Consider the following 24,478-nt stretch of genomic DNA (forward strand, 5'->3'; position numbering starts at 1 on the left):
GCACCGGTGCTGCACGCCTGCATCACTCCGGCCTGCCGATACTTTCACTCCCGTCTGCCAGGCAGGAGTTGCCCATGGCCCGCCCGATCTGGACCGGCACGCTCTCATTCGGTCTGCTCAACATCCCTGTCTCCCTGATGGCCGGCGAGCGGCGCACCGACATCTCCCTGCGCATGCTCGATGCACGCGACCAGACCCCGATCCGCTACGAGCGCGTCAACGCCGCGACCGGCGAGGAAGTCGCCTGGAAGGACATCGTCAAGGCGTTCGAGTACGACAAGGGCAGCTACGTCGTGCTGGAGCCGGAGGACATCCGTTCGGCCGCGCCGGAGAGCCACGACGCGATCGAGGTCGAGTCCTTCATCGAGGCCAGCCAGATCGACCCGCGCTACTTCGAGAAGCCCTACGTGCTGGTGCCGGCGAAGAAGGCCGAGAAGGGCTACGTGCTCCTGCGCGAGGCGCTCACCGCCACCAGTCGCATCGGCATTGCGCGGGTGGTCATCCGCACCCGCGAGAGCCTGTGCGCCGTGATTCCGCACGGTCAGGCGCTGCTGCTGCTGATGATGCGCTTCCCGCAGGAGCTGGTGGATATCGAGGAGTACCGCATCCCCGAGGGCAAGCCGGCCGATTACCGCATCACCGCCAAAGAGCAGCAGATTTCCGAGCAGTTGATCGAGGCGATGTCCGGCGACTGGAACCCGGAGGACTACCACGACGAATTCCGCCAGCGGCTGCACGACGTGATCGCCAAGCGCGTGAAGGACCACAAGGTGGTCGAGCACGCCGACGAGGAGCCGGCCGTCGGCGACCACGCGGCGACCAACGTGGTGGACTTCATGTCCTTGCTGCAAAAGAGCATCGAGCGCAAGCAGCGCACACCGGCGCAGGACAAGGCATCCGGCGACGCGCCGGCAAAGGCGTCGTCAGCGGGCAGGAAAAAAGCGTCGTCGAAGTCGGCTGGCAAGCCGGCGAAAAAGGACGCCGACGAGGACAAGCCGGTCGCCGCCAAGGCGAAGAAGGCGACCACCAGAAAGACCGCCGCCAAAAAGGCACCGGCCAAGGCCCCGGCCCGCAGCGCCAAGGACAAGTCTGCCGAAACTGCCAAGAAGAGCCCCGCGAAGCGCCGCAACGTGGCCTGAGCGGCAGCCGCCTGCGCCGCGTTCACACAGCGCATTGCCGGGATCGGGGAGGATCAGCCCGACTCCAGGCCCGGTCCACCCCATGACATCAGCGCCATGTTCCACATCGCCTCGCAACGATGACGCTCGCGCCCCTGATTCAAGCTTGCAGATCGGTTGCGGGCTCCTCCACCCTTGGCTGCGCGCCGGACGGGTAGCTCCATGCTGAGGGGCGTACTGCTGTTCCTCGCCGGCGCACTGGTCGGCGCGAACATCGTCTACTTCGTGGTGAGCCGTCGGCCGCCCGCGCCAGTGGAGCCACCCGTGGCCGCGCTGCCGGAGATCCGGCGCGAGCCGATCCCGGTGGAACCGCTGGCTGGGGATGAGCGCAACGACCCCGCACTGAAGCCCGACCTGGTCGACGTCGCGCCGCGTCGGGCCCCGTCCGATGGAGTCGCTCCCGACGCGGAGCGGGGCCATGACGGCACCGGCGGCGAGCCGGCACGGCCCGGCAGTGCGGTCGCGCTGGCTGACGCGGCCAAACTGAAGCTGATCGTGCCGGTCCGGGGCGTGAGCGCGCGGCAGCTCAGCAATACCTACGAGGATGCGCGTGGCAGTGGCCGCGTCCACGAGGCGATCGACATCATGGCGCCGCGCGGCACGCCCGTGCTGGCGGTCGCCGACGGGACGGTGGAGAAGCTGTTCAACAGCGATCGCGGCGGGCTGACGATCTACCAGTTCGAGCCCAGCGGTCGCTACGCCTACTACTACGCCCACCTTGACCGCTACGCCGACGACCTCGAGGAAGGCCAGGCACTGAAGCAGGGCGACGTGATCGGTTATGTGGGCAGCACCGGCAATGCCAGCGACGACGCGCCGCACCTGCACTTCGGCATCTTCGAACTGGACGAGGAGCGGCTGTGGTGGAAGGGCACCGCGATCAATCCGTATCCGGTGTTGACCGGCCAACGGCCGCAGTAGCGAAGGGCCGCTCGCGCGGCGTGTACGGCGCCGAAATGCGGCATTGCCCACCCGGCTCAGGGGCCTTCGAAACTGGCAATCTCATCAATGCGCGCCTGTGCTTGACGCAGGCTGTGACCGGTGGCGCTGTTGTCCATCCAGCGCGCAAGGCGCGCACGTTCCGGGCCCCGAGACCATCTGTGGAACCAGATCGTCCCGATCAGGCCAACCACGCCTGCGGCGACGCTGAGGTATTCCCACGGGTAGAACCACGCTGGGCGGGCCCGCCCTCCGAGTCCGGCGAGCAGGACCACAACCGGCACCCACAGCACCCACCACGACAGACCGACCACCGCGCCGCTCAGCACATGAAAGCGACGCAGGCGGGCCAGCTGTTTCTGGATATGCAGTACGGGCGCGGCGTAGTCGATCTGGCCGATCAGGCCCAGGGTGATGCCGCCGCTGATCATCACCGCCACGCCATAGGCATGCAGGACGATCCCGGCAACAAGCATTCCGGGCTGCGGCGGGTAGCCGTTCCAGCCCGTCACTCCCAGCGCCAGACAAGCCAGTCCAAACAGCATTTGCGCGACCTGGCCCCACTGCAGGGGACGCAGGTGCCTGCGCGCCTTCTCCAGCGTTCGCTCCGTGAGCAGGCGCGTGCCCAGCGTATTTTGCTGCTGCAGCCGGGCATCCAGTGAGTGCCATGCCTGCCTGAGGTCATCGAGTTCCATAAGGTGTCTCCGAGGGTGGGGCGCGTGCGCCATTTACGCGATATGCTCGCGGATCCGCTGTTTCAGGCGGCCGATCTTGGTCGCTACGTTGCCCGGGGTGATGCCGAGGATCTCGGCAATGTCGCGATGGCTGCGATCGTCCAGATACAACAGCATCAGCGCGCGGTTGAGCGGGTCGAGTCGGCGGATCAGCGCTTGCAGGGTATGCAAGGCCAGGGTGTCTTCGGGAGAGGCCGCAGCCTGATCGGGAACCGCCGCGATGGCGTGATCATCCACATCCAGGTGGTGACGTCGACGCCGGCTGCTGCTGCGCAACTGCGAAATCGCGACGTTCAGCGCGATCCGGTACATCCATGTCGAGAACCGGCTCCGCTCGGGATCAAATTCCGGGAACGCGCGCCACAGTTGCAGGCTGATGTCCTGCACCAGGTCGCGCTGGTCGTCGGTGTCCCGGCAGTAGCTGTAGGCGATCTTGAGCACGATGCCGCGGTGCTGTTCCAGCTTCGCGGTGAACGCGGCCTGCCGGGCGTGCGGGCCACCGGTGCCTGACTTCATCGCGTAGGGTGCGCTCATCGTGTCCATGGAAAGTGATTCGCCCGGTGAGGCGAGATATCACACGGGCACCGCGAGTGGTTGCTTGCAGCCGCCGTTCCAGCTCGCGCGGCACGGTCGCGGTCTTCCAACTGGGGCGGAGCCCGGCTAGTCCAGCAGCGGCGCCAGTGCCGTCCAGACGTGGTCGCGCAACTGGGGCTGCACGGCGGCGGTGGGGTGCAGGTTGTCGTCCTGGTAGGCGTTGCGATCGGCGGCGATCGGCTGCAGCAGGAACGGCAGCAGGGCGACGTTGAATCGATCCGCCAACGTGCGGTAGTTCTGCTCGAACGCGCGGATATAGCTCGCGCCCAGGTTGGGCGGCATCTGCATGCCGATCAGCAGCACCTTGGCACCCGCGCCGTGGGCCGCGCCGATCATGAAGGCGAGATTGTCCGCGCTGCGCGCCGTGGGCAGGCCGCGCAGGCCGTCGTTGGCACCCAGGGCGATCACCACAACTTCGGGGCGTTCGCGCGCCAGTGCGCCGATGATCCTCGAGCGCCCTCCCGCCGTGGTCTCGCCGCTGATGCTGGCGTTCACCACCCGCCACTGCGGCTTCTGCCTGGCGATCCGCTCCGCCGTCAGCGCGACCCAGCCCTGCTCGGCGGCCATCCCATAGCCGGCGGACAGCGAGTCGCCCACCACCAGCACGGTCCTGCTTGCAGGCGCGGCAACCGCTGGCGCGAACGCGCCCAATACAACGGCGAACATCAACAGCAGCATCGCCCAGGCAGCGCCGGATTGAATGCGCCGGCCACCAGCCTCATATCGTGGCGTCATGGAAACCGCTGCCGCGGTTCTGCGTACTGTCACCATCGCTCTCCCATCCGATCAACCGTCGCCCAACCGCAACCGCGCGGCCGTGACCCAGGAGCCATCATGGCCGATCTCCCCCTGCCCGCCGATGAAACCGCGACGCCAATCGCTCCCGCTACCGCTGTTGATCGCGGTGATGCCGGAGCCCGTGCAGCGGCGCTGAGCGTGCGCGGGCTGGGCAAGCACGTGCCCCTGCCGACCGGCGAGCTGACCATCCTGGATGGCATCACGTTCACGATCGACGCCGGCGACACCATTGCGATCGTCGGCGCCTCCGGCTCGGGCAAGAGCACCCTGCTGTCGCTGATGGCCGGCCTGGACACGCCCAGCAGCGGCGATGTCGAGCTCGACGGCGAGGCGCTGTCCACGCTGGACGAGGACGGCCGGGCGCGGGTGCGCGGGGAGAAGGTCGGCTTCGTGTTCCAGAACTTCCAGTTGCTGCCCTCGCTGACCGCGCTGGAGAACGTGATGTTGCCGCTGGAACTGCGCGGGGACCGCGACGCGGAGGGTCCGGCGCGCGCGATCCTGGAGCAGGTTGGCCTCGGCGAGCGCCTGGGCCACTACCCGCGCCAGTTGTCGGGCGGTGAGCAGCAACGCGTCGCCCTGGCGCGCGCGTTCGTGACCCGGCCGTCGCTGTTGTTCGCCGACGAGCCGACCGGCAACCTCGACAGCCGCACCGGTCAGGCGATCATCGAGTTGCTGTTCGAGCTCAACGCGCAGGCCGGCACGACGCTGGTGCTGGTGACCCATGACGACCATCTGGCCGACCGCTGCGGCCGGCGCCTGCGCCTGGACGGTGGACGACTGGTCGCGACCGGGCCGCAGGCGGCATGAGCGCCGCCCGGACTGCGCGGCCGCGCAGCGGCGCTCTGAAGGTCACCACGCTGGCATGGCGCCAGCTGCGACGCGACCTCAAGGCTGGAGACATCCGCATCCTGCTGGCCGCGCTGGTGCTGGCCGTGCTGGCAGTGACGGCGGTCGGTTTCGTCACCGATCGCGCCGAGCGCGCGCTGGCCATCGAAGCCAATCGCCTGCTCGGCGGCGATGCGGTGGTGCGCGGCGATTCGCCGATCGCTTCGGGCATCGTCGACACGGCAGCCGCGCTCGATCTGAAACAGACCACGACGGTCGAACTCAACACCATGATCAGCGTCGACGGTGGCGCCGATGCCCGCCTGCAGCTGGGTGACCTGCGCGCGCTGGGCAACGGGTTCCCGCTGCGGGGCGTGTTCCGCATCGTCGGTGCGGACGGCGTGGAGCGTGATGCTGCCGCCATCCCCGCGCCCGGCACCGCCTGGCTGAGCCGCGCCGGTGCCAGCACGCTGGATGCGGGCGTCGGCGACACGATCGTGGTCGGCGAGTCCCGCTTCACCCTCGCCGCGTTGGTCGCTTCCGAGCCGGACGCCGCCCTGGACTATTTCAACATCGCGCCGAAGGTGTTCATCAACCTGGCGGACCTGCCGGCGACCGGCCTGGTGCAGGAAGGCAGCCGGATCGGTTACCGGCTGGTCGTGGCCGGGCAGGCCGGGGCGGTGGACCGGTTCGTCAACACGGTCAAGCCGGAGCTCGCCCGCGGCCAACGGCTGGAAACGGCGGGCGATGCACGTCCGGAGATCCGCGCGGCGCTGGACCGCGCCGGACGCTTCCTCGGCCTTGCCGCGCTGGTCTCGGTGGTGATGGCGGCGGTGGCCGTCGCGATGGCGGCGCGGCAGCACAGCCAGCGTCATCTCTCGGGCACGGCGGTGATGCGGTGCCTGGGCGCCAGCCAGGCGACCCTGGCAGGCATCCACATCGGCGAGTTGTTGATGCTGGGACTGATGGCCAGCACGGTCGGCGTCGCCCTGGCGTTCGCGCTGCAATGGGGCATCGGCCTGTGGCTGGCCCCGGTGCTGGGCATGACCATCCCGCCCGCGGGCTGGACGCCGGCACTGCACGGTTTTGCGGTTGGACTGGTCGTGCTGATGGCGTTTGGTGCGCCGCCGGTGCTGGCGCTGCGCCGTGTACCCGCACTGCGCGTGCTGCGCCGCGATCTGGACCCGACCGAGCCCAGTGCGTGGCTGGTGGCCGCCGCCGGCTTGGCCGGCCTGGCCGCGCTGTTGTGGTGGAAGGCGGGCTCGGCCACGCTGGGGATCGCCATGCTCGGCGGACTGGTCGCCACCGCGGCGGTACTCGGCGCGCTGGGCTGGGGGATGATCGTGTTGCTGCGTCGCCTGCGCCCGCGCCTGCGCGGCAGCCTGCGCTACGGGCTGACCAACGTCAGCCGCCGACCGGCAACCAGCATCGCCCAGATCGCATCGCTCGGCCTGGGCCTGATGGCGCTGCTGCTGTTGACGTTCGTGCGCACCGACCTGCTGGACCGCTGGCAGCTCCAGCTCGCCGCCGACGCGCCCAACCGGTTCATCATCAACGTCCAGGACGACCAGATCGATCCGGTGGCGAAGTTCATCGCCGACCAGGGCATCGCCGCTCCCACGTTGTACCCGATGATCCGTGCCCGCCTGGTGGCCCACAACGGCGCGCCGGTGGTCCGGTCGACCGGCGCTGACACTGACGATGCGACGGCCGAACCGAGCGACGGTCCCGACCGGCGCCGCACCGAGCGCGAGTTCAACCTGTCCATGGCCGCGACGCTGGACGACGACAACCGCGTCGTTGCCGGCCGCTTCTGGGCCGGCGTGCCGTCGACGCCGGAGATCTCGGTCGAGGCGGGCTACGCGAAATCGCTGCAGTGGAAGCTGGGCGATACCGCGTCGTTCGATATCGCCGGCCAGCCGTTCACCGCCACGATCACCAGCCTGCGCGGGGTCGACTGGACCAGCTTCCGGCCGAACTTCTTCGTCGTCGCTTCCCCGGGTTCGCTGGACGGCTTCCCGGCCAGCCACATCACCGCGGTCAGCGTTCCGCCGGAGCAGACCCGCTTCACCGCGCAACTCGTCGGCCGATTCACCAATCTGACCGTGATCGACATCGACGCGGTGCTCTCGCAGGTCCGGGAGACCGCCGACCAGGTGTCGGTGGTGGTCGAGGTGGTGTTCTGGTTTTCGCTGGCCACCGGGGTGCTGGTGTTGCTGGCGGCGGTCAGCGCGAGCCAGGACGAGCGCCTGCTGGAAGGCGGGGTGATGCGCGTGCTGGGCGGCAGCCGGCGTCAGCTGCGGCTGGCGCAGGCCTCGGAATTCGCCGTCGTCGGCCTGTTGTCCGGGGTGGTCGCCGCAGTCGCCGCGTCCGTGCTGGCGGGCGTGGTGGCGGTGCGCGTGTTCGATCTTCCCTGGCAGCCCAACTGGTCGATGGCGCTTGCCGGCGCGGTGCTGGGCATGCTCGCCGCGTTGGTCGCCGGCATGTTCGCCACCCGCAAGGTGCTGGACGCACCGCCCTCGCAGACGCTGCGCGAGCTGCAGGGCTGAGTCAGCCCGTCATGGAGCCCGTCATTGCCTGACGGTCTCGTCGGCGGAAAACCGCCTGGCGTATTCGCGCTCGGCGGTCACGCGCTCCACCTCCGCGTCGGTCATCTCCATCGCCGCATACACGGCGTAGGCCACCTCGCCGTCACGGCGGCCCGTCTCGAAAAGCCGGTAGCGCTGGGTATCGCCCCCGGCGTTTTCCGGGTACTGGGCGGGCGGCTGCCCGTCGAGGTCGACTTCGCTGTTGTCGATGGTGCCGCCGATGAAGAGTGCTCGCATGGTGGTTCGTCTCCGCTGCGGGGGTGGGGCCAGACTGTCGCGCTCGACGTTGGCTCGCGATGAAACCCGCGTTGTCAGGGCATGAACGACCCGGCGCGCAGCAACTGCCACGCTAAACTGAGCGCATCTCCCTACCGATGCACACCGTTGGCCACTGACGACCCCGCGCTGGAAACCCTGATGCTGCCCTTTGAACGCGGCCTGCTGGCCTGGCCGGAGGAGGGCGGGGCGCTGTTCCTGCGCGCGCGCGACGGCTGGCCGCTACACCAGCGCCCCTTGCCCGGCCTGGTGTGCGAACAGAGCTTCAAGCCCGATGCCGATGCCCTGGTGCGGGCGGGCCTGGCACTGGTCGCGCCCGACGATACGGCCCGTTATCCGCTGGTGCTGGTCCTGCCGCCGCGTCAGCGCGAGGAATCGCGCGCGCTGTATGCCCGCGCGGTGGAGCGGGTGGCGCCGGGTGGCCGCGTGGTCGCCTGCGTGAGCAACAAAGAGGGCGCCCGCTCCGCGCAGGACGACCTGCGCAAGCTTGCCGGTGCGGTCGGCGACCTGACCAAGAACAAGTGCCGCGTGTTCTGGACCGCGCCGCTGCACGGCGATGACAGTGCGGCGTCGCTGGACGCCGCGCTGCAGGCGCAGTGGCTGCAGCTGGATGCGCCGCGGCCTGTCGCCGGCGGGCGGTTCATCAGCCGTCCCGGCGTGTTCGCCTGGGACCGCATCGACCCGGCCTCGGCCCTGTTGGCGGCGCAGCTCCCCACAGACCTCGCCGGCGTGGCCGCCGATCTTGGCGCGGGTTTTGGCTACCTGTCGGCCGAGTTGCTGGCGCGCTGCCCGTCGATCACCGCGCTGGATCTCTACGAAGCCGAGGCACGGGCGCTGGCGCTGGCGCGAACCAATCTGGGCGCGGTCGACACCACCGCCAGGCTCGACTACCACTGGCACGACGTCACCGCTGGCCTGCCGAAGCAGTACGACGTGATCATCAGCAATCCGCCGTTCCACACCCAGGGCAGCAGCTACCGCCCGGACATCGGTCGCCGGTTCATCGCCGTGGCCGCCGAAGCGCTCAAGCCCGGTGGCCGGCTGTGGATGGTCGCCAACCGCCACCTGCCCTACGAGGCCGTTCTGACCGACAGTTTCGGCAGCGTGCGCACGGTGGTCCAGCACGACGGCTTCAAGATTATCGAGGCGGTCAAGGCAGCGGCGTCCCGCCCGGCGCCGGCGGAACGGCCGTTCGTGCGCACGAGGCCCGGGGGTCGCTCGCTTTGAAGCTGGTCAAGCTGATCGCCAACCTGGGGTATGGCAGCCGCAAACAGGTTGCGCTGATGTTCCGCGAGGGTCGTATCACCGACGCCGACGGCGAGGTGCTGTACGCAGACGACAAGGTTCCCCACGCCGCGATCCGCATCGACGACGAGCCGCTCGATCCAGCCGCCGGCATGGCCCTGATGCTGCACAAGCCGACCGGCTACACCTGCTCGACCAGGGATCCGGGCCGGGTGATCTACGACCTGTTGCCGCCCCGTTTCCGCCTGCGCTCGCCGCTGCTGTCACCGGTCGGGCGGCTGGATCGCGAGACCAGCGGGCTGCTGCTGATGACCGATGACGGCCAGTTGCTGCACCGGATCACCTCGCCCAAAACCGGGTTGGCGAAGGTCTACGAGGCGACCCTGGGCCAGGACCTGCGCGGCGACGAGGCGGCGGTGTTCGCCAGTGGCACCTTGATGCTGGAGTCGGAAAAAACCCCGCTCGCCCCGGCGCTGTTGACTGTCGATGGCCCACGACGCGCCCGGCTGACGCTGACGGAAGGCCGGTACCACCAGGTCCGGCGGATGTTCGCCGCGGTCGGCAACCACGTCGACGCGCTGCACCGCAGCCAGGTTGGCGGTCTCGCTCTGGACGGACTCCCCGAAGGTGAGTGGCTGCTGTTGGATGGCGTTGATCTCGACCGCCTGTTCGGTGCCGTGGACTGAGTTCGCGCTCCGTGTCGAACGTCCGTGCCAGGACCGCTGGAGACCTGGCGCCATGCGCGCGCCATCCGCAGCTGACGCTTATTTGTCCAGGCTGCGATCGGAGCGGACCTTCAGCCGCATGAAGACCCGGAACACCAGCCAGTTGATCACCGCCAACGTGATGGCGAACCCCCAGGCACTCATGGCAGCAGCCGCGCCGATCGCGCCGACGATCCAGATGCTGGCCGCCGATGCCGTCCCGGACACCGTGTCGTCGTGTTTGAGGATCGCTCCGCCGCCGACAAAGCCGATTCCGGTCATGAGCCCTTGCAGCAGCCGCGCCTTTGCCTCCGGTCCGGCGCCGTCGATGAAGTAGAGCCCGAGCAACATGTAGGCGCATGCGCCCACCGCGACCAGCGGGAAGGTCCGCACCCCGACCAGGTCGCTGTGCCGTTCCCGGTTCCAGGCCACCGGAAAGGCCAGTACCAGCGATGCCACCAGTGCCACGTAGGGCTGGAATTCATGCCACCCAAGTTGCATGCGTTGAAGTCCGACAGCAGAGGTTGCATCGTGGTTTGGCAGCAGTGATCACGACGTAGTGATGGCGATTCTCACGCGGTCGATCCGGCCAGCGCCCTAACGTTGTCGTCCGTGCCCCGGCAGGAATCGTGATGAATCTATCGGCTGACTGGTCTGATCTGCTCCGCGTGGTTGTTGTCGGCAGCTGCGCCTATCTGGCGCTGGTGGTCCTGCTGCGCGGATACGGCAAACGCACCCTCAGCAAGATCAACGCCTTCGACTTTGTCGTGACCATCGCCCTGGGGTCGATCCTGGCCACGATCCTGCTGAGCAAATCGGTGTCGCTGCTGGAAGGTGTCACCGCACTGGTCGTGGTGCTCGCCTCGGCGCTGCGGGCCGAGCGGATTGCCCCCGACGAGGTGATGCAGGCGCTTCGCAACCACGGCTTCCAGCAATTGCAGGAAGTCCGATCGGTGATCCTGGAGCCGGACGGAACGCTGAGCGTGATCGGCCGGGACACGCCGGCTGCCTGAGCTTTTCACCAGCGCAAGTTCGCCGTTCGCGTGGATGAAGCGTTGCCGATGACCCACCCGCGATCGCGCAGGGCACGGCGCATTCAGGCCCACGCGTGTGAGGCGCGCAGAAATGGTCGAAAATGCCGCTCATGAGCTCCCCCGAAAACCGCGACAGCGCGAGTCATCCAGCCATCGCGTCCGGGCATTCCCGCTACGAGGCATCCGTCCGCCTGTCCGTCGCCCCGATGATGGACTGGACCGACTCGCACTGCCGCGTGTTCCATCGACTGCTCGCGCCCAACGCACGCCTGTACTCGGAGATGGTCCACGCCAATGCGGTGATCCATGGCGACCGCGCGCGCTTGCTGGCGATGGATCCGCTCGAGCACCCGGTCGCGCTGCAACTGGGCGGAAGCGAGCCGGAGTTGCTGGCGCAGGCGGCGCGCATCGGCGCCGATACCGGCTTCGACGAGATCAACCTCAACTGCGGCTGCCCGTCCGATCGGGTCCAGGCCGGCCGCTTCGGCGCCTGCCTGATGCGCGAGCCGGCGCTGGTCGCCGCCTCGGTCAAGGCGATGATCGGCAGCTGCGACATCCCGGTAACCGTCAAATGCCGCCTCGGCGTCGACGACGACCACGATTACGGCCGCTTCCGCGCCTTCATCGACGAGGTCGCCGAGGCGGGTTGCACGATGTTCGTCGTGCACGCGCGCAACGCCTGGCTCAAGGGCCTGTCGCCCAAGGAGAACCGCGAGGTGCCGCCGCTGCGCTACGACTGGGCATACCGGCTCAAGTCCGAGCGGCCGGAGCTGCAGGTGATCGTCAACGGCGGGATAAACGACGCCGATGAGGCCACCACGCACCTGGATCGTGTCGACGGCGCGATGCTCGGTCGGGGCGCCTACCACGACCCCTACCTGCTGCACCGGCTCGACGTGGCGTGGTTTGGCGGTGAGCTGCGCTCGCGCGCTGAGTTGTTGCGTGCCTACCGACCGTATGTGCAGGCGCAACTGGCGCGCGGCGTGTACCTCAAGCACATCGTCCGCCACGTGCTGGGACTGTTCGCCGGCCAGCACGGCGGACGCGCGTTCCGCCAGGTGCTCAGCGAGGGCGCGCACAAACCCGGCGCCGACTGGTCGCTGGTCGAACGCGCGTTGGCGGTTACCGAGTCCTTTGCCTACGATGCCGCGGCCTCCATTCCTTCTTCCGCCACGGGATACCGATGATCACGCGAGACACAGCCAGCTTCCTCCAAGCCGCCAGCGCCACCGCGCCGGACTTTGGCCCGCTGACCGCGCGCGCGGCCTTCATGGTCGCCCCCGACGGCTTCCGGCTGGCCGAGCAGTCCGCCGCCGACAACCGCTACATGGCGCAGGCCGACGGATTCGATGCCGCGCGCGCCTCGGCCCAGCACCGCGACCTGCAGCGCGCGATTTCCCAGGTGGTGCCGACGGTGTGTTTCGCCGGCGATCCGGAAACCCCGGACGCGCTGTTCCCCAACAACGTCTTCGGCACCGCGCGGGTGGACGGGCAGGCTCGCTACGTGATCGGCCGCATGCGCCATCCGGTGCGACAGCGGGAAGCGGGGCGCGCCGACATCCGCAGCTTCTTCGGTGACGTGCTGGGCTACGCACCCGTCGACCTCTCGGATCAGCCGCACGCCTGCGAGTTGACCGGGGCGCTGGTGATCGATCGCGCCCGCGGGCTGGGATTCGCCGGCCTGTCGGAGCGCTGCGATGAGGAGGGTGCGCGGCTGATGCACGAGGCCTTCGGCCTGCGAGCCACGCTGATGTTCGACCTCGCGCCGGGCGAGTACCACACCAACGTCGTGCTGGCGGTGCTGGCCGGGCGCGCGGCGGTGATCTGCCCGCGTGGGTTTGCCGACCCTTCGGTACTGGACGCCTTCGACGCGCTGTACGGCCAGCACGCGATCCGGCTCGCGCCGGGCGAGCACGCGGCCTTCGCCGGCAACTGCATCGCCCTGTCCGAGGACCGCGTCTGGATGAGCGCGCACGCCGGCCGTTCGCTGCAACCGGAGACGCGAGACGCGTTCGTCGCTGCCGGTTTTACCGTTGCGACGGTGGAGCTGGACGCCATCGAGGCCGGCGGCGGCTCGCTGCGCTGCTGCATCGGAGAAGTGTTCTGAGTTGACGTCGCGCGCCCCTCGGGCCCAGTCTGAATGGCCCGTGGATGTAAAAAAAAAGTTCAGACCGGATTCACTGCCTCGTGTCGAGAATGAATCGCTGAAATACCGCAGCTCCCGCTCCGAAGCCGACGTGCTCCGTCCGTTGAACATGCCCAGCTCTTCCGTCCTCGCTGCCCTTTGCCTGATGCTTCTCGCGGCCACCGCCTCGGTGGCGGGCAGTGCCGTGGCGCAGACCCGGGACAAGGCACGCGAGCCGGATCGCGATCGGGTCGACCGGGACGAGGGGCGCGGCCGCGGCAACGACAGCCACCGCGCGCTGTCGGACGCGGTGCGCCGGGTCGAGCGCAGCACGGGCGGACAGGTCCTCAGCGCCGAGCGCGTGCCCTACGACGGACGCGATGTCAGCCGCATCAAGATCGTGGATTCCAGCGGCCGGGTAAGGGTCTATGTCGACGATCCGACCCGCGGCGGGAACGCGCCGTCGCCCCGTGGAACGCCGACGCCTGCATCGCAGCGGCCCCTGTCTACACGCCGCGCCGACAACTGAGGCATCATCTTGGTTGCCTGATCCGCCTGTTCAGGTGGACCGTCGACACACAAGTCCCAAGGAGTATCCATGCGAATCCTGCTGGTGGAAGACGAAGCGCCGTTGCGCGAGACCCTCGCGGCCCGCCTCAAGCGTGAAGGGTATGCCGTGGACGCCGCCCAGGATGGCGAGGAAGGCCTGTACATGGGCCGCGAAGTCCCGTTTGATCTCGGCATCATCGATCTGGGCCTGCCCAAGATGTCGGGCATGGAATTGATCCAGGCCCTGCGCGACGAGGGCAAGAAATTTCCCATCCTGATCCTGACCGCGCGTTCCAGCTGGCAGGACAAGGTCGAAGGCCTGAAGCACGGCGCCGACGACTACCTGGTCAAGCCCTTCCACGTCGAGGAATTGCTGGCCCGGATCAACGCGCTGGTCCGCCGCGCCGCCGGCTGGAGCAAGCCGACCCTGGAATGCGGTCCGGTCACCCTGGACCTGGCCGCGCAGACCGTCAGCGTGGACGACGCCAACGTCGACCTCACCAGCTACGAGTACAAGGTGCTGGAATACCTGATGATGCACGCCGGTGAACTGGTCTCCAAGGCCGATCTCACCGAGCACATCTACCAGCAGGACTTCGACCGCGACTCCAATGTGCTGGAGGTTTTCATCGGCCGCCTGCGCAAGAAGCTTGATCCCGAAGGCACTTTGAAACCGATCGAGACGGTGCGTGGCCGTGGTTACCGCTTTGCCCTGCCGCGCAGCGGCGAGTAGTTCCGCCCCGGGCACGTTGCACGCATGAGCCGGGCCCAGCCCAGCTCCCTGCAGGCGCGCCAACTGCTGGCGGCGAGTCTCGGTCTGGTGGCGTTCCTGGCGCTGGCCGGCGTCGCCCTGGACCGCGCGTTCCTGGACACCGCCGAGAGCAATCTCTACCAGCGCATGCGCAGCTACGCGCTGGCCTATGCCGACAGCGATTTCGCCCGCGACGGCACCTTCATCCCGCCCTACATGCCACCCGATCCGCGTTTCGACCGGCCCGGCAGCGGCCTGTACGCCGAGGTCGTGCTGCCCAAGGGACTGGAGTGGAACTCGTCCTCCTCGGTCGGCCCGCTCCTCCCCGAAGGGCGCCTGCTGGAAGCCCGCTCGGAGATTTTCGAGGGCCCGCTGGAGATCACCGAGATCAGCGGCGAGCCCGGCCAGGCGTACCGCTACGGCCGCGGCCTGATCTACGCCAGCGGCGATGATCCCGACGCCGAATTTCCGTACACGATCTACATCCTGGAGGACACCGCCGCGCTGAGCCGCCAGGTGGAGGTCTTCCGCCGTGCGTTGTGGCGCTACCTGGGCGGTGCGGGGCTGGTGCTGCTGCTGCTGCAGGGCCTGATCCTGCGCTGGAGCCTGCATCCGCTGCGGCGCGTGATCGAGGAGCTCAAGCAGGTCCAGCGCGGCGTCACCTCGCGCATGAGCGAGCGCCATCCGCGCGAACTGGAGCCGCTGGCCGAGAGCATCAACGCGTTCATCGAGAGCGAGCGCGAGAACCTGGAGCAACAGCGCAACACGCTGGCCGATCTGGCGCACAGCCTGAAGACGCCGCTGGCCGTGCTGCGCACGCGCCTGGAGGACGACGCGCCCGAGACCGAGCTGCGCGAGGATGTCGCCACCCAGCTGCAGCGCATGAGCGACCTGGTGTCCTACCAGTTGGCACGCGCGGCGTCGGGCGGGCATGCGCTGTTCTCCGCGCCGGTCGACGTGGAGCCGCACGCCGAGGCGCTGGTGCAAAGCCTGGAGAAGGTCTACGCCGCCAAGGGCGCGCTGTGCGAATTCGATCTGGCGCCCGGCGTGCAGTTCCATGGCGAGGTCGGCGATCTGCAGGAACTGCTCGGCAACCTGCTGGAGAACGCGTTCAAGTGGGCACGCTCACGCGTGCTGTTGACGGTCAAGCCCGGCGAGGTCGCGCCCAACCGCAGGCCCGGCCTGCTGATCACGGTGGATGACGATGGACCGGGCATCGCGCCGGAGAAGGTTGCGCTGGTCCTGCAACGCGGCGTGCGCGGGGATGAGCGCGTGCAGGGCCACGGCATCGGACTGGCGATCGTGCAGGACATCATCCGAGGCTACCGCGGCACGCTCGATGTGGGCAGCTCCGAGGAGCTCGGGGGCGCCAGGTTCGAGGTGCGTCTGCCGCCGCGGATCTGAGCGCGCTCAGCGGGCCGCGAACGGCGCGGGTCCGTACAGGCGGACCAGGTGCGCGGCCACTTGGGGCATGGCGTCCAGCAGGGTGTGTGGATCGCTGAAGTGGTACTCGGTGGCGACCGCGAAGAATTCCTCCGGTGCCTCGGCGGCGTAGGGATCGATCGGGCTGTCGCACCCGGCCTCCAGATCGGCTACAAGCGCGTCGTAGGCACTCTGGAAATCACGCGCCCACTCGCGCTGCCACTCGCGCGGCAGGGGCGGGGTGCCGTCGAGCACGCCATCCAGCGCGTCCAGCTTGTGGGCGATCTCGTGCGCCGCCACGCAGAACCCGGCGTGCGGATCGGCGCAATCGGCCATCACGTCCGCCCAGGACAAGATCACCGGGCCGGCCTCCCAGGCTTCGCCGATCAACTCGTCGTTCCCTTCGTGCAGCACGCCGGCCGCGTCGACGTGGCTGCGCTCGACCCGGAACGCCTCGGGATAGACGATCAGCTGCGACCAGCCGTGCAGGCCCTGCTCGCCGAATTCGAGCAGCGGAAGGCAGCACAGTGCAGCCAGTGTCGCGCGCTGGGACGGGTCCAGCGCCAGCCCGGCCACCGGGGTGATCGTCTTGTCGTGCAGGAAGCGCGAGGCCAGATCGCGCAGGCGCAGTTCGCGCTCATGATCCAGCGCGGCCACCCAGGGAAGCGCGGCGCGGACCTCCGTCCAGAGGCGGCCATCCATCGGCGCGGGCGGGCGCCACCGGCGGAACAAACGATCGATCAAGGCAGTCGCACGCGACAGGAAAAAAGCGCGCGCGCGGAACTCAGCGGCGCGGCGCGAAGCGTCCGCTGATCAGCGGAACATGCCGGGCAGGAAACTGTGCCAGCGGGTCGACTGGGAGCGGCTGACCGGGAGGTCGCCGTGGAGGTCCGGGGTCAGCTTGCTCTCGCGTGCGGGCGCCGTACGGTCACTCGCAGAGCTGGCGGTGGCCTCCGGCTCCGCGCTGTGTCCGGGCGGGCAATCCGCGCCATCGGGCACGCCCATGCTGCCTTCGCCGGCCATCGCCGCAGAGCTCATCAAGGCAATCAACACGATAAAGGGGACTCGGAGCATGGGCACCTCGGTGGGTCGGGCAGGTCCCGGCCAGTCAATGACTATAACGCGAATTGGCTTGACGGCGCTGCCACAACCCCCTATGGGCGGATCATGCTCCGTCCTGGCCGGACCGCGGGCGTCCGGTCGCGGCAGCCCGGCAGCCCAGTCGCGCATAATCGCTGCCATGGTTGCCCCGACCCCTCCTGCAGACACGCGCCATGCTGACATCCAACCCGGGACCCCGGACGTGGGTGCCGATGAGGTCCGGGCGTTGCTGGTCCGCCTGCTCCGCGGCCCGGTCGCCCCCGACGCTTCGGGCGGTGACGTCGAAGAAATGCGCAGGCACATCCACGCCCTGCGCGAGGCGGGCGTGCCGGTCGGCGAGCAGTGCGACGGCGGATACGCGCTGACCGAACTGTTCGAGCTGCTCGACAGCGATGCCATCCTGGCGCGTCTGCCGGCGCGGGTGCGGGCGCGGACGGCGTCGCTGGAGCTGGCGTGGGTGCTCGATTCCACCAACAGCGAGCTGCAGCGACGTCCCGCCGCCGCGAACGGTGCCGCCAGCGTGCTGCTCGCCGAGGGGCAAAGCGGCGGTCGCGGGCGCCGCGGCAAGGACTGGAGCTCGCCGCTGGGCGCCCACGTGTATCTGTCGCTGGCTCGCACCTTTGACGCTGGGTGGGCGCGGCTGGGCGGGCTCAGCCTGGCGGCCGGGGTGGCCACCGTCGAGGCGCTGCACGGGCTGGGTTACGACAGGGTGCGGCTGAAATGGCCCAACGACCTGGTGGTGCCGGCGGCGGACGGCGGCCTGCGCAAGCTGGGCGGGCTGCTGGTGGATGGCGGCGGCCATCAGGACGGACCGGCGCGGGCGGTGATCGGCGTCGGGGTGAACGTGCGGATGCCGAATTGCTTCGGCGACCGGATCGAGCAGCCCTGGTGCGACCTCGTCGGGCTGCGGGTGCCGCCCCCCTCACGGAGCGCCATCGCGGCGGCGATCATCACCCATTGGGTGCCCGCGCTGGACAGCTTCGAAAGGTCGGGGCTGACCCCGCTGCTGGCGCGCTATGCCGCCGTTGATGCGATCGCCGGCCAGCCCGTGCGCATCACCAGCGAGGCCGGCTGCGTCGACGGGATCGCCGTCGGCCTGGCATCTGACGGATCCCTGCGGGTAAGGACGGAGCAGGGGTCCGAGCGCCACTTCCACGCCGGCGAGGTCAGCGTGCGCCGCATCGGTGGCATGACGTGAGCCTGCAGCGTTGGGTCATGGACCTGGGCAACACGCGGCTGAAGATCGCTCCGCTGGACCTCGACGGCCGCGTTGGTGAGACGATTGCGCTCGAGCACCGCGCTGCCGACCTCGCCGCGCTGGCGGCGCGGCTGCCGCCGCGGATGGAAGTCGCCTATCTGGCCAGCGTCGCCGATGAAGGTCTGCGGGTCGCGCTGCTGGACCTGCTGGCGGCTCGCTGCCAACGCATTTCGCTGGCGCGAACGCAGCGCCGCTGGGGCGAGCTGCGCATCGCCTACGGCGATCCCGCGCGGCTGGGGGTCGACCGGTTTCTGGCGATGATCGCAGCACAACACCATGCCAGGCGCGCCCATCCGGGCACACCGGTGCTGGTGTGCGGGATCGGCACCGCCCTGACCCTGGACCTGATCGACGCTAAGGCACGACACCTCGGCGGGCGCATCGCGCCTTCACCCACCCTGATGCGCCAGGCGCTCAACCAGCAGGTGGCACAGCTGCCGCCCAGCGGCGGCCGCTACGTGGACTTCGCCGTGGACACGCCTGATGCACTGGTTTCCGGATGTGTCGGGGCAGCGCTGGGGCTGATCGAGCGCAGCCTGGCCGATGCCCAGACGCGCCTGGGCGCCGCGCCAATCCTGTATCTGCACGGCGGGGGCGGCGAGGAGCTGCGCGCCTTGCTGCCGCAGGCGCGCTGGTCGCCACGCCTGGTCCTGGACGGTCTTGCGCAATGGGCCGCGATCGAGAAACCCGCTTGAGTCCGACTGCCGCGACCGGGCGGCTACAATCGCCGCCATGTTGATACGCGCCCTGGTCATCCTGCTGCTGGTGCTCAACCTGGGCGTTGCGCTGTGGGGCGCGCTGGCGACCGGCTCGACGCCGTCCGCCGCGCCGGCCGACATCCCGCCAGGCGTGGAGCGCCTGCAGCTGGTGACAGACGCCGCCGAGCCGGACGAACCAACGCAGGCCACGGCGCCGAGGATGTCGGTCATCCCCGCCCAGTGCGCCAGTTTCGGTCCCTACGACACGGCCGACATCGCATCCGCGCTGGGCAAGCGCATCCGCTTGGAGGGCCTGGCCGGCAGCGACCCAGGCGCGCAGGTGGTCCAGACCACGCTCCGCGCGGAACCCGGTCGCGCGCCGCGCAGCTGGCGGGTCCTGCTGCCGGCGATGTCCAGCGCCGCCGAGGCCGACGCCGTGGCCAAGCGGATCGTTGCGACCGGATTCAAGGACTACTACGTCATCCGCGAGGGCGATGACGCGAACGCCATTGCGCTGGGCCTGTTCCGCAACGAGCAGGCCGCGCAGGCGCGCGGCGAGACCCTGCGCAAGGCCGGGTTTGACGCCGTCGTCGAGCCGGTGGGAGCAGGCCCGGAAGAACATTGGCTGGTCATCGCCACCGACGCGCCGTTCGACGCCGAAGCGGCCCGCGCGCAACTGGCCGCCGCGCGCACCCAAGCAGTGAGTTGCGACGATCTGGCGCCGCGCGCGGCGACTGCGCACGCAGAACTGGGGGATACTCCCGCGGCGCGCTAGAATTGGGGTTTCGCCGGCTTAGCTCAGTTGGTAGAGCAACCGCCTTGTAAGCGGTAGGTCGTCAGTTCGACTCTGACAGCCGGCACCAAGGCATGGAGGTCCGCATGAAGCGCAGCTATCCCCCCGCATCCCTTATTGGCGCGCCCACCGACGTGGGCGCCGGTCACCAGGGCGGACGCCTGGGGCCGGAAGCGCTGCGGATCGCCGGTCTTGGCGAGGCCCTGCAGGCGCGCGGCGTGGACGTCGTGGATCGCGGCAACCTGGACGGACCGCGCAATCCGTGGATCGGGCCGGTCGAGGGCTACCGCCACATCGACGAGGTCACCGAGTGGAACCGGCTGGCGATGGAGGCGGTGTATGCCGAGCTGGCTGCAGGCCGCATGCCGGTCCTGCTCGGCGGCGACCATTGCCTGGGCATCGGCTCCGTCACCGCCGTCGCGCGTCACTGCCGGGAGACGGGCAAGAAGCTGCGCCTGCTCTGGCTGGACGCGCACGCGGACTTCAACACCAGTGAGGTCACCCCGTCGGGCAATATCCACGGCATGCCCGTGGCCTGCCTGTGTGGCCTGGGGCCCCGCCAGTTGACCCATCTGGGCGGCAATGCACCGGCGATGGACCCCTCGGCCGTGCGCCAGGTCGGCATCCGCTCGGTGGATGAGGGCGAGAAGCGTCTGGTCAAGGAGTACGGACTGGACGTCTACGACATGCGCTACATCGACGAGGTCGGGATGAAGCAGGTCATGGAGGAGGCGTTGGCCGGAATGGACGATGACACCCACCTGCACGTCAGCTTCGACGTCGACTTCCTCGACCCCAGCGTCGCCCCGGGCGTTGGCACCACCGTGCCGGGCGGGCCGAACTACCGCGAGGCGCAACTGGTGATGGAGATGATCGCCGACAGCGGGCGCATGGCGTCACTGGACATCATGGAGCTCAATCCCATCCTCGACCGCGACAACATGACGGCGCTGGTGGCGGTCGATCTGGTGGAGAGCCTGTTCGGCAAGTCCACGCTGATGCGCGCCTGAACGGGACCCGCGGTTTTCCCGACCAGCCGCCGCGGTCTACGCTGACTTCACATCCAGTCACGCGATGATGTCGCCAAGGTCGCATTCATGGCGACCGGATCCATACCACCGAGGTGTTGTGGCCATCGTGGTCCGACGCGGCAAAAAGGAGAAAGCGATGAAGCGTGTTATTGCCCTGATGATGGTGTCGATGTTTTCGCTGGGAATGCTGACTGCGTGCAACACCATGGCCGGAGCCGGCCAGGACGTGCAGAAGGCCGGTGAGAAGGTCGAGAAGAAGGCCGAGGACTGCAAGGACGGCCGCTGCTGACAGGCAGTCACCCGAGCCGCCATTGCGCGGATCGCAGGTAACAGGAACAACAAAAGACCGGGGCAACCCGGTTTTTTGTTGCCCGCGTTCAAGCCCGAACCCAAGGATTGTTCAGGTTGATGAAGTCAGCCGTGACGCAGCGATGACCTGCCGTGAACATGCACCGTGCGATCGTGGCTGCGTGGTTAACGAACCGCATTTCCCCACAGATAAACGAGGTTAGACACCATGAACAAGGACATCATTGCCGGCAAGTGGACCCAGGTGAAGGGCAAGGCGAAGGCCAAATGGGGCGACCTGACCGACGACGTGTTCGATGTTGCCGAGGGCAACTCGGAGTATCTGGCGGGCAAGTTGCAGGAGCAGTACGGCTGGACCCGCGAGCGCGCCGAGGAAGAAGTGTCGAACTTCGGTCGCACGCTCGACTGATACCGCAGCGGCGCTGACCTCGACGCATTGGCGTCGCCGGTCGCACTGCAGCGCATACATCGAGAGTCGCATTACGACGGGCCGGGAAACCGGCCCGTTTTCATGTGCGCACCCCGCCCCGACGCCTTACCCGCGTGTGCAATCGGATCGGCCGGGTACACTGGCCCGCCACCAGACCCACCGTGCACCATGCAGCAGACCCGCGTCCTTACCGGCATCACCACCTCCGGCACTCCGCATCTAGGCAACTACGTCGGCGCGATCCGGCCCGCGGTTGCCAGCAGCCTGCGCGCGGACGTGGAGGCGTTCTATTTCCTCGCCGACTACCACGCCCTCATCAAGGTCCAGGACCCGGCGCGCGTGCAGCGATCCACCCTGGAAATCGCCGCGACGTGGCTGGCCTGCGGCTTGGCGCCGGAGCAGGTCTGGTTCTACCGCCAGTCCGATGTGCCCGAAATAGCGGAGCTGAACTGGCTGCTGACCTGCGTCGCCGGCAAGGGCGTGCTCAACCGCGCGCACGCCTACAAGGCTTCGGTCGACAAGAACCGCGAGGCAGGAGAGGACGATGACGCGGGCATTTCCGCCGGGCTGTTCATGTACCCGGTGCTGATGGCGGCCGACATCCTGCTGTTCAATGCGCACAAGGTGCCGGTGGGACGCGACCAGATCCAGCACATCGAGATGGCGCGCGATTTCGCCCAGCGCTTCAACCATTTGTATGGCGGCGCCGGCGAGCACTTCGTGCTGCCCGAAGCGGTGATCGAGGAGCAGGTGGCCACCTTGCCGGGCCTGGACGGCCGCAAGATGAGCAAGAGCTACGACAACACCATCCCGCTGTTCTGCCCGAGTCCGGAGCTGAAGAAGCTGATCTATTCGATCGTGACCGACTCGCTGGCGCCCGGTCAGGCCAAGGACGCGGACGCCTCCAACGTCTTCCAGCTCTACCAGGCGTTTGCCGATGCAGGCGAAACCGCATCCATGCGGCAGGCGTTTGCCGACGGCATTGCGTGGGGCGAGGCGAAAGAGGCCCTGTTTGAGCGCATCGACGCGGAGATCGCGCCGCTGCGCGAGAAGTACGAGTCGCTGATGGCCCGGCCCGAAGAGATCGAGGCGATCCTGCGGGATGGCGCTGCGCGCCTGCGCGACACGCTGGCCGCACCGCGCCTGGCCGGACTGCGCGAGGCGGTTGGCCTGCGTCCGCTGTCGCAGGTTCCCGCGGGTGGGTCCCCGTCCACGGCAGAGCCCGGCAAACCGTCTCTGCCGGTGTTCAAGCAGTACCGCGAGGGCGACGGGCGGTTCTACTTCAAGCTGATGACCGACGAGCGCGTGTTGCTGCAGAGCGGCGGTTTCGATTCGCCGCGCGATGCCGGCCAGCTCATCGCGGTCCTGCGCCGCGACGGTTACGCGCCCGCCGATCCCGCACTCACGCTGGGCGAAGGCGTTGTTGCCGACGAGGTGCGCGGTGCTTTGGCCGCTCTGGCTGCGGAGGATGCGCGCAAGGCGGCGCAGAAGGCTGGGGACGCGCGCTAGATTCTGATGCGCAGATGGCCGCGTCGGCCGCGCCGGCCCGCGGAAGTTGGACCCCAACCGTCTCCGCACACAGCAGGAAGCCGGGTTGCCCCGGCTTCCTGCGTTACAGCGGTGCCAAAGGCCGGAGCCTTCGGTCAGTTCGGCAGCGCCAGGTCGTCCAGCAGAGCCTTCAGGAACCGCGCGGCCTCGCCACCGGTGGCGGCGCGATGGTCGAAGGTCAGCGAAATCGGCATCCGCCGGTGCACCTCGATGCCACCGATCACCGCGACCACGTCGTGCGACAGCTTGCCGGCGCCGACAATCGCCACCGTCGGCGGCACCACCACCGGCGTGGCATAGCGGCCGGCGAACATGCCGAAGTTGGACAGGCTGATGGTGTAGCCCGACAGCTCGCTGGCCGGGATCGAACGGTCCTCGACCTGTGCGCGCAGGCGCTTGATCGCCGAGCGGATGCCGTTGCCATCGAGCACGTCCGCGTTGCGCAGGGCGGGCACGAACAGGCCATCGTCGGTGTCCACCGCAATCCCGATGTCGACATGCGGATGCAGCGTGCGCACCAGTTTGTCGCCGTCGAACCAGGCGTTGAGCGCCGGCACTTCCTTGCAGGCATTGCAGATGGCGCGGATCAGGCGGGCGGTGATGTCCTGCTTGCCGATCCAGCCATGCAGGTCGGCGTCATCGACCAGGGTCGTCGGCACGACCTGCGCGTGTGCGGCTGCCATCACGCGGGCCATGTTGCGACGCACGCCCTTGAGCTGCTCGGGCTGGCCGCTGGCGGCGACGCCCGGCGGCTGCGTGCGCATCGGTTTGCCCGCCTGCGACAGGGTGCTGCGCGCGGCAGCGGGGGCGGCGGCCGCGTGTGCAGCCGGGGCTGGGGCTGCGGCTGGCGACTGGCGGGCTGGCGCCGCACCCATGGTCGCGCTGCCGTCAGCGGCGGCTTTCTTGACATCGGCCATGGTGACCACGCCGTCGGTGCCGGTGGCGGCCACGCGGCTCAGGTCGACCTTCAGCTTGCGGGCCATGGCGCGCACCGCCGGCATCGCCTTGACGCCACCGGCGGTGCTGGCCTGCTCGCTGCGCACCGCATCGGAGGACTGCATCGCGCCGACCACCGTGCCGCTGTCCGCGCGGGGCGCGCCTTCGGCAGGCGCCTCGCCGTCGGCACTGATCGCGCCGCCGTCGTCGGAGGCGACCACCTTGTCGTCGCTGCCCGGATCCTCGCTGCCCACGCCCTTGCCCGGCGCCGGAGGTCCGTGGCCGTGCCCGGTGTCCTGGCCGGCCGCCCGCTGGGGCAGCGACGCATCGACCTCGAACTCGACCAGCATCGCGCCGGTATTGACGACGTCGCCGGCCTCACCGGCCAGCTTGAGGATCTTGCCCGACACCGGCGACGGCAGCTCGACCACCGCCTTGGCGGTCTCCATCGACACCAGCGTCTCGTCCAGGCGGATCGTGTCGCCCACCTTAACCGACCATTCCACGATGGTCGCGTCCGGCAGGCCCTCGCCCAGGTCGGGCAGGTAGAACGTGTTCTTGTTGCTCATGGCAGTCCTTCTATGTGCTTGGGCCTATCTGCGTGGGCGCCCG

Annotated in this window: 27 protein-coding genes and 1 tRNA gene; 20 read left to right on the plus strand and 8 right to left on the minus strand. The window is 68.8% G+C overall.

Going from position 1 to position 24,478, the window contains the following annotated elements:
* The first annotated feature begins 74 nt into the window (after window positions 1-74).
* On the plus strand, window positions 75-1,139 hold the full coding sequence (locus INQ40_RS01480) for a Ku protein (protein ID WP_194341223.1): 1,065 nt from the start codon (window positions 75-77) through the stop codon (window positions 1,137-1,139).
* A gap of 201 nt (window positions 1,140-1,340) precedes the next feature.
* Window positions 1,341-2,099, plus strand: a complete 759-nt coding sequence (locus INQ40_RS13165; protein ID WP_194341225.1) for a M23 family metallopeptidase — start codon at window positions 1,341-1,343, stop codon at window positions 2,097-2,099.
* Window positions 2,100-2,155: 56 nt separating this feature from the next.
* On the opposite strand, the gene INQ40_RS01490 is transcribed toward INQ40_RS13165, so the two are convergent.
* The 3 genes from INQ40_RS01490 to INQ40_RS01500 all read right to left on the minus strand — a co-directional run bounded on the left by INQ40_RS01490 (window position 2,156) and on the right by INQ40_RS01500 (window position 4,180).
* A complete protein-coding gene (locus tag INQ40_RS01490; RefSeq protein WP_194341227.1) occupies window positions 2,156-2,812 on the minus strand; it encodes a serine/threonine protein kinase in 657 nt (218 codons plus the stop codon).
* A gap of 33 nt (window positions 2,813-2,845) precedes the next feature.
* Window positions 2,846-3,385 (minus strand): sigma-70 family RNA polymerase sigma factor, encoded by a 540-nt coding sequence (locus INQ40_RS01495; RefSeq protein ID WP_228482078.1) that lies wholly within the window; start codon window positions 3,383-3,385, stop codon window positions 2,846-2,848.
* 126 nt (window positions 3,386-3,511) lie between these two features.
* Entirely contained in the window at window positions 3,512-4,180 is a 669-nt protein-coding gene (locus INQ40_RS01500; protein ID WP_305059249.1) for an arylesterase, read from the minus strand.
* 99 nt (window positions 4,181-4,279) lie between these two features.
* Here INQ40_RS01500 and INQ40_RS01505 point away from each other — a divergent pair, with 99 nt between their 5' ends.
* Both INQ40_RS01505 and INQ40_RS01510 read left to right on the plus strand, forming a co-directional pair.
* Window positions 4,280-5,050, plus strand: a complete 771-nt coding sequence (locus INQ40_RS01505; RefSeq protein WP_194341228.1) for an ABC transporter ATP-binding protein — start codon at window positions 4,280-4,282, stop codon at window positions 5,048-5,050.
* Complete coding sequence (locus INQ40_RS01510) at window positions 5,047-7,617, plus strand: FtsX-like permease family protein (protein ID WP_194341230.1); 2,571 nt, start codon at window positions 5,047-5,049, stop codon at window positions 7,615-7,617. Before INQ40_RS01505 ends, INQ40_RS01510 begins: the two co-directional genes overlap by 4 nt.
* Before the next feature lie 21 nt (window positions 7,618-7,638).
* Here INQ40_RS01510 and INQ40_RS01515 read toward each other — a convergent pair whose 3' ends face one another.
* Window positions 7,639-7,893 carry a hypothetical protein gene (locus INQ40_RS01515; protein WP_194341232.1) on the minus strand — a complete coding sequence of 85 codons (255 nt, stop codon included), beginning with the start codon at window positions 7,891-7,893 and terminating at the stop codon, window positions 7,639-7,641.
* Between the two features lie 180 nt (window positions 7,894-8,073).
* On the opposite strand from INQ40_RS01515, the gene INQ40_RS01520 reads away from it, so the two are divergent.
* Both INQ40_RS01520 and INQ40_RS01525 read left to right on the plus strand, forming a co-directional pair.
* Complete coding sequence (locus tag INQ40_RS01520) at window positions 8,074-9,159, plus strand: methyltransferase (RefSeq protein ID WP_228482161.1); 1,086 nt, start codon at window positions 8,074-8,076, stop codon at window positions 9,157-9,159.
* A complete protein-coding gene (locus tag INQ40_RS01525) occupies window positions 9,156-9,863 on the plus strand; it encodes a pseudouridine synthase (RefSeq protein ID WP_194341236.1) in 708 nt (235 codons plus the stop codon). The genes INQ40_RS01520 and INQ40_RS01525 overlap by 4 nt, the downstream gene beginning before the upstream one ends.
* A 78-nt stretch (window positions 9,864-9,941) precedes the next feature.
* Here INQ40_RS01525 and INQ40_RS01530 read toward each other — a convergent pair whose 3' ends face one another.
* Entirely contained in the window at window positions 9,942-10,349 is a 408-nt protein-coding gene (locus INQ40_RS01530) for an MgtC/SapB family protein (protein ID WP_228482079.1), read from the minus strand.
* A gap of 164 nt (window positions 10,350-10,513) precedes the next feature.
* Here INQ40_RS01530 and INQ40_RS01535 point away from each other — a divergent pair, with 164 nt between their 5' ends.
* The 6 genes from INQ40_RS01535 (at window position 10,514) to INQ40_RS01560 (ending at window position 15,744) form a co-directional block, all read left to right on the plus strand.
* On the plus strand, window positions 10,514-10,894 hold the full coding sequence (locus INQ40_RS01535; protein WP_194341240.1) for a YetF domain-containing protein: 381 nt from the start codon (window positions 10,514-10,516) through the stop codon (window positions 10,892-10,894).
* 131 nt (window positions 10,895-11,025) lie between these two features.
* Window positions 11,026-12,102: a tRNA dihydrouridine(20/20a) synthase DusA gene (gene dusA, locus INQ40_RS01540; RefSeq protein ID WP_194341242.1), complete on the plus strand. Its 1,077-nt coding sequence runs from the start codon at window positions 11,026-11,028 to the stop codon at window positions 12,100-12,102.
* Entirely contained in the window at window positions 12,099-13,022 is a 924-nt protein-coding gene (locus tag INQ40_RS01545) for an arginine deiminase-related protein (RefSeq protein ID WP_194341244.1), read from the plus strand. Before dusA ends, INQ40_RS01545 begins: the two co-directional genes overlap by 4 nt.
* Before the next feature lie 148 nt (window positions 13,023-13,170).
* A complete protein-coding gene (locus INQ40_RS01550) occupies window positions 13,171-13,569 on the plus strand; it encodes a hypothetical protein (protein ID WP_228076661.1) in 399 nt (132 codons plus the stop codon).
* A 69-nt stretch (window positions 13,570-13,638) separates the two neighbouring features.
* Window positions 13,639-14,322 (plus strand): response regulator transcription factor, encoded by a 684-nt coding sequence (locus INQ40_RS01555; RefSeq protein ID WP_043959170.1) that lies wholly within the window; start codon window positions 13,639-13,641, stop codon window positions 14,320-14,322.
* A 24-nt stretch (window positions 14,323-14,346) separates the two neighbouring features.
* On the plus strand, window positions 14,347-15,744 hold the full coding sequence (locus tag INQ40_RS01560; protein ID WP_194341246.1) for an ATP-binding protein: 1,398 nt from the start codon (window positions 14,347-14,349) through the stop codon (window positions 15,742-15,744).
* Between the two features lie 6 nt (window positions 15,745-15,750).
* Here the strand turns inward: INQ40_RS01560 and INQ40_RS01565 are convergent, their stop codons facing one another.
* Together INQ40_RS01565 and INQ40_RS01570 are read right to left on the minus strand one after the other, a co-directional pair.
* Window positions 15,751-16,464: a M90 family metallopeptidase gene (locus INQ40_RS01565; RefSeq protein WP_194341248.1), complete on the minus strand. Its 714-nt coding sequence runs from the start codon at window positions 16,462-16,464 to the stop codon at window positions 15,751-15,753.
* Window positions 16,465-16,575: 111 nt separating this feature from the next.
* Window positions 16,576-16,800, minus strand: coding sequence for a hypothetical protein (locus tag INQ40_RS01570; RefSeq protein WP_194341250.1), 225 nt, complete (start codon window positions 16,798-16,800; stop codon window positions 16,576-16,578).
* A 265-nt stretch (window positions 16,801-17,065) separates the two neighbouring features.
* Here INQ40_RS01570 and INQ40_RS01575 point away from each other — a divergent pair, with 265 nt between their 5' ends.
* The 8 genes from INQ40_RS01575 (at window position 17,066) to INQ40_RS01610 (ending at window position 22,891) form a co-directional block, all read left to right on the plus strand.
* Complete coding sequence (locus INQ40_RS01575; RefSeq protein WP_228482080.1) at window positions 17,066-18,061, plus strand: biotin--[acetyl-CoA-carboxylase] ligase; 996 nt, start codon at window positions 17,066-17,068, stop codon at window positions 18,059-18,061.
* Between the two features lie 2 nt (window positions 18,062-18,063).
* Window positions 18,064-18,816 carry a type III pantothenate kinase gene (locus tag INQ40_RS01580; protein WP_194342356.1) on the plus strand — a complete coding sequence of 251 codons (753 nt, stop codon included), beginning with the start codon at window positions 18,064-18,066 and terminating at the stop codon, window positions 18,814-18,816.
* Window positions 18,817-18,853: 37 nt separating this feature from the next.
* Window positions 18,854-19,594, plus strand: a complete 741-nt coding sequence (locus INQ40_RS01585) for an SPOR domain-containing protein (RefSeq protein ID WP_194341254.1) — start codon at window positions 18,854-18,856, stop codon at window positions 19,592-19,594.
* A gap of 12 nt (window positions 19,595-19,606) precedes the next feature.
* Window positions 19,607-19,682 (plus strand) — tRNA-Thr (locus INQ40_RS01590).
* 16 nt (window positions 19,683-19,698) lie between these two features.
* Window positions 19,699-20,622 carry an arginase gene (gene rocF / locus INQ40_RS01595; RefSeq protein ID WP_194341256.1) on the plus strand — a complete coding sequence of 308 codons (924 nt, stop codon included), beginning with the start codon at window positions 19,699-19,701 and terminating at the stop codon, window positions 20,620-20,622.
* Window positions 20,623-20,779: 157 nt separating this feature from the next.
* A complete protein-coding gene (locus INQ40_RS01600) occupies window positions 20,780-20,932 on the plus strand; it encodes an entericidin A/B family lipoprotein (protein WP_043959166.1) in 153 nt (50 codons plus the stop codon).
* A 228-nt stretch (window positions 20,933-21,160) separates the two neighbouring features.
* Window positions 21,161-21,361 (plus strand): CsbD family protein, encoded by a 201-nt coding sequence (locus INQ40_RS01605; protein WP_193985648.1) that lies wholly within the window; start codon window positions 21,161-21,163, stop codon window positions 21,359-21,361.
* 189 nt (window positions 21,362-21,550) lie between these two features.
* A complete protein-coding gene (locus INQ40_RS01610; protein WP_194341259.1) occupies window positions 21,551-22,891 on the plus strand; it encodes a tryptophan--tRNA ligase in 1,341 nt (446 codons plus the stop codon).
* A 134-nt stretch (window positions 22,892-23,025) separates the two neighbouring features.
* On the opposite strand, the gene INQ40_RS01615 is transcribed toward INQ40_RS01610, so the two are convergent.
* Window positions 23,026-24,435 carry a dihydrolipoamide acetyltransferase family protein gene (locus INQ40_RS01615; protein WP_194341261.1) on the minus strand — a complete coding sequence of 470 codons (1,410 nt, stop codon included), beginning with the start codon at window positions 24,433-24,435 and terminating at the stop codon, window positions 23,026-23,028.
* Between the last annotated feature and the right edge of the window lie 43 nt (window positions 24,436-24,478).

It is taken from the genome of Lysobacter sp. H21R4, from assembly GCF_015277535.1.
Lineage (GTDB): Bacteria > Pseudomonadota > Gammaproteobacteria > Xanthomonadales > Xanthomonadaceae > Novilysobacter > Novilysobacter ciconiae.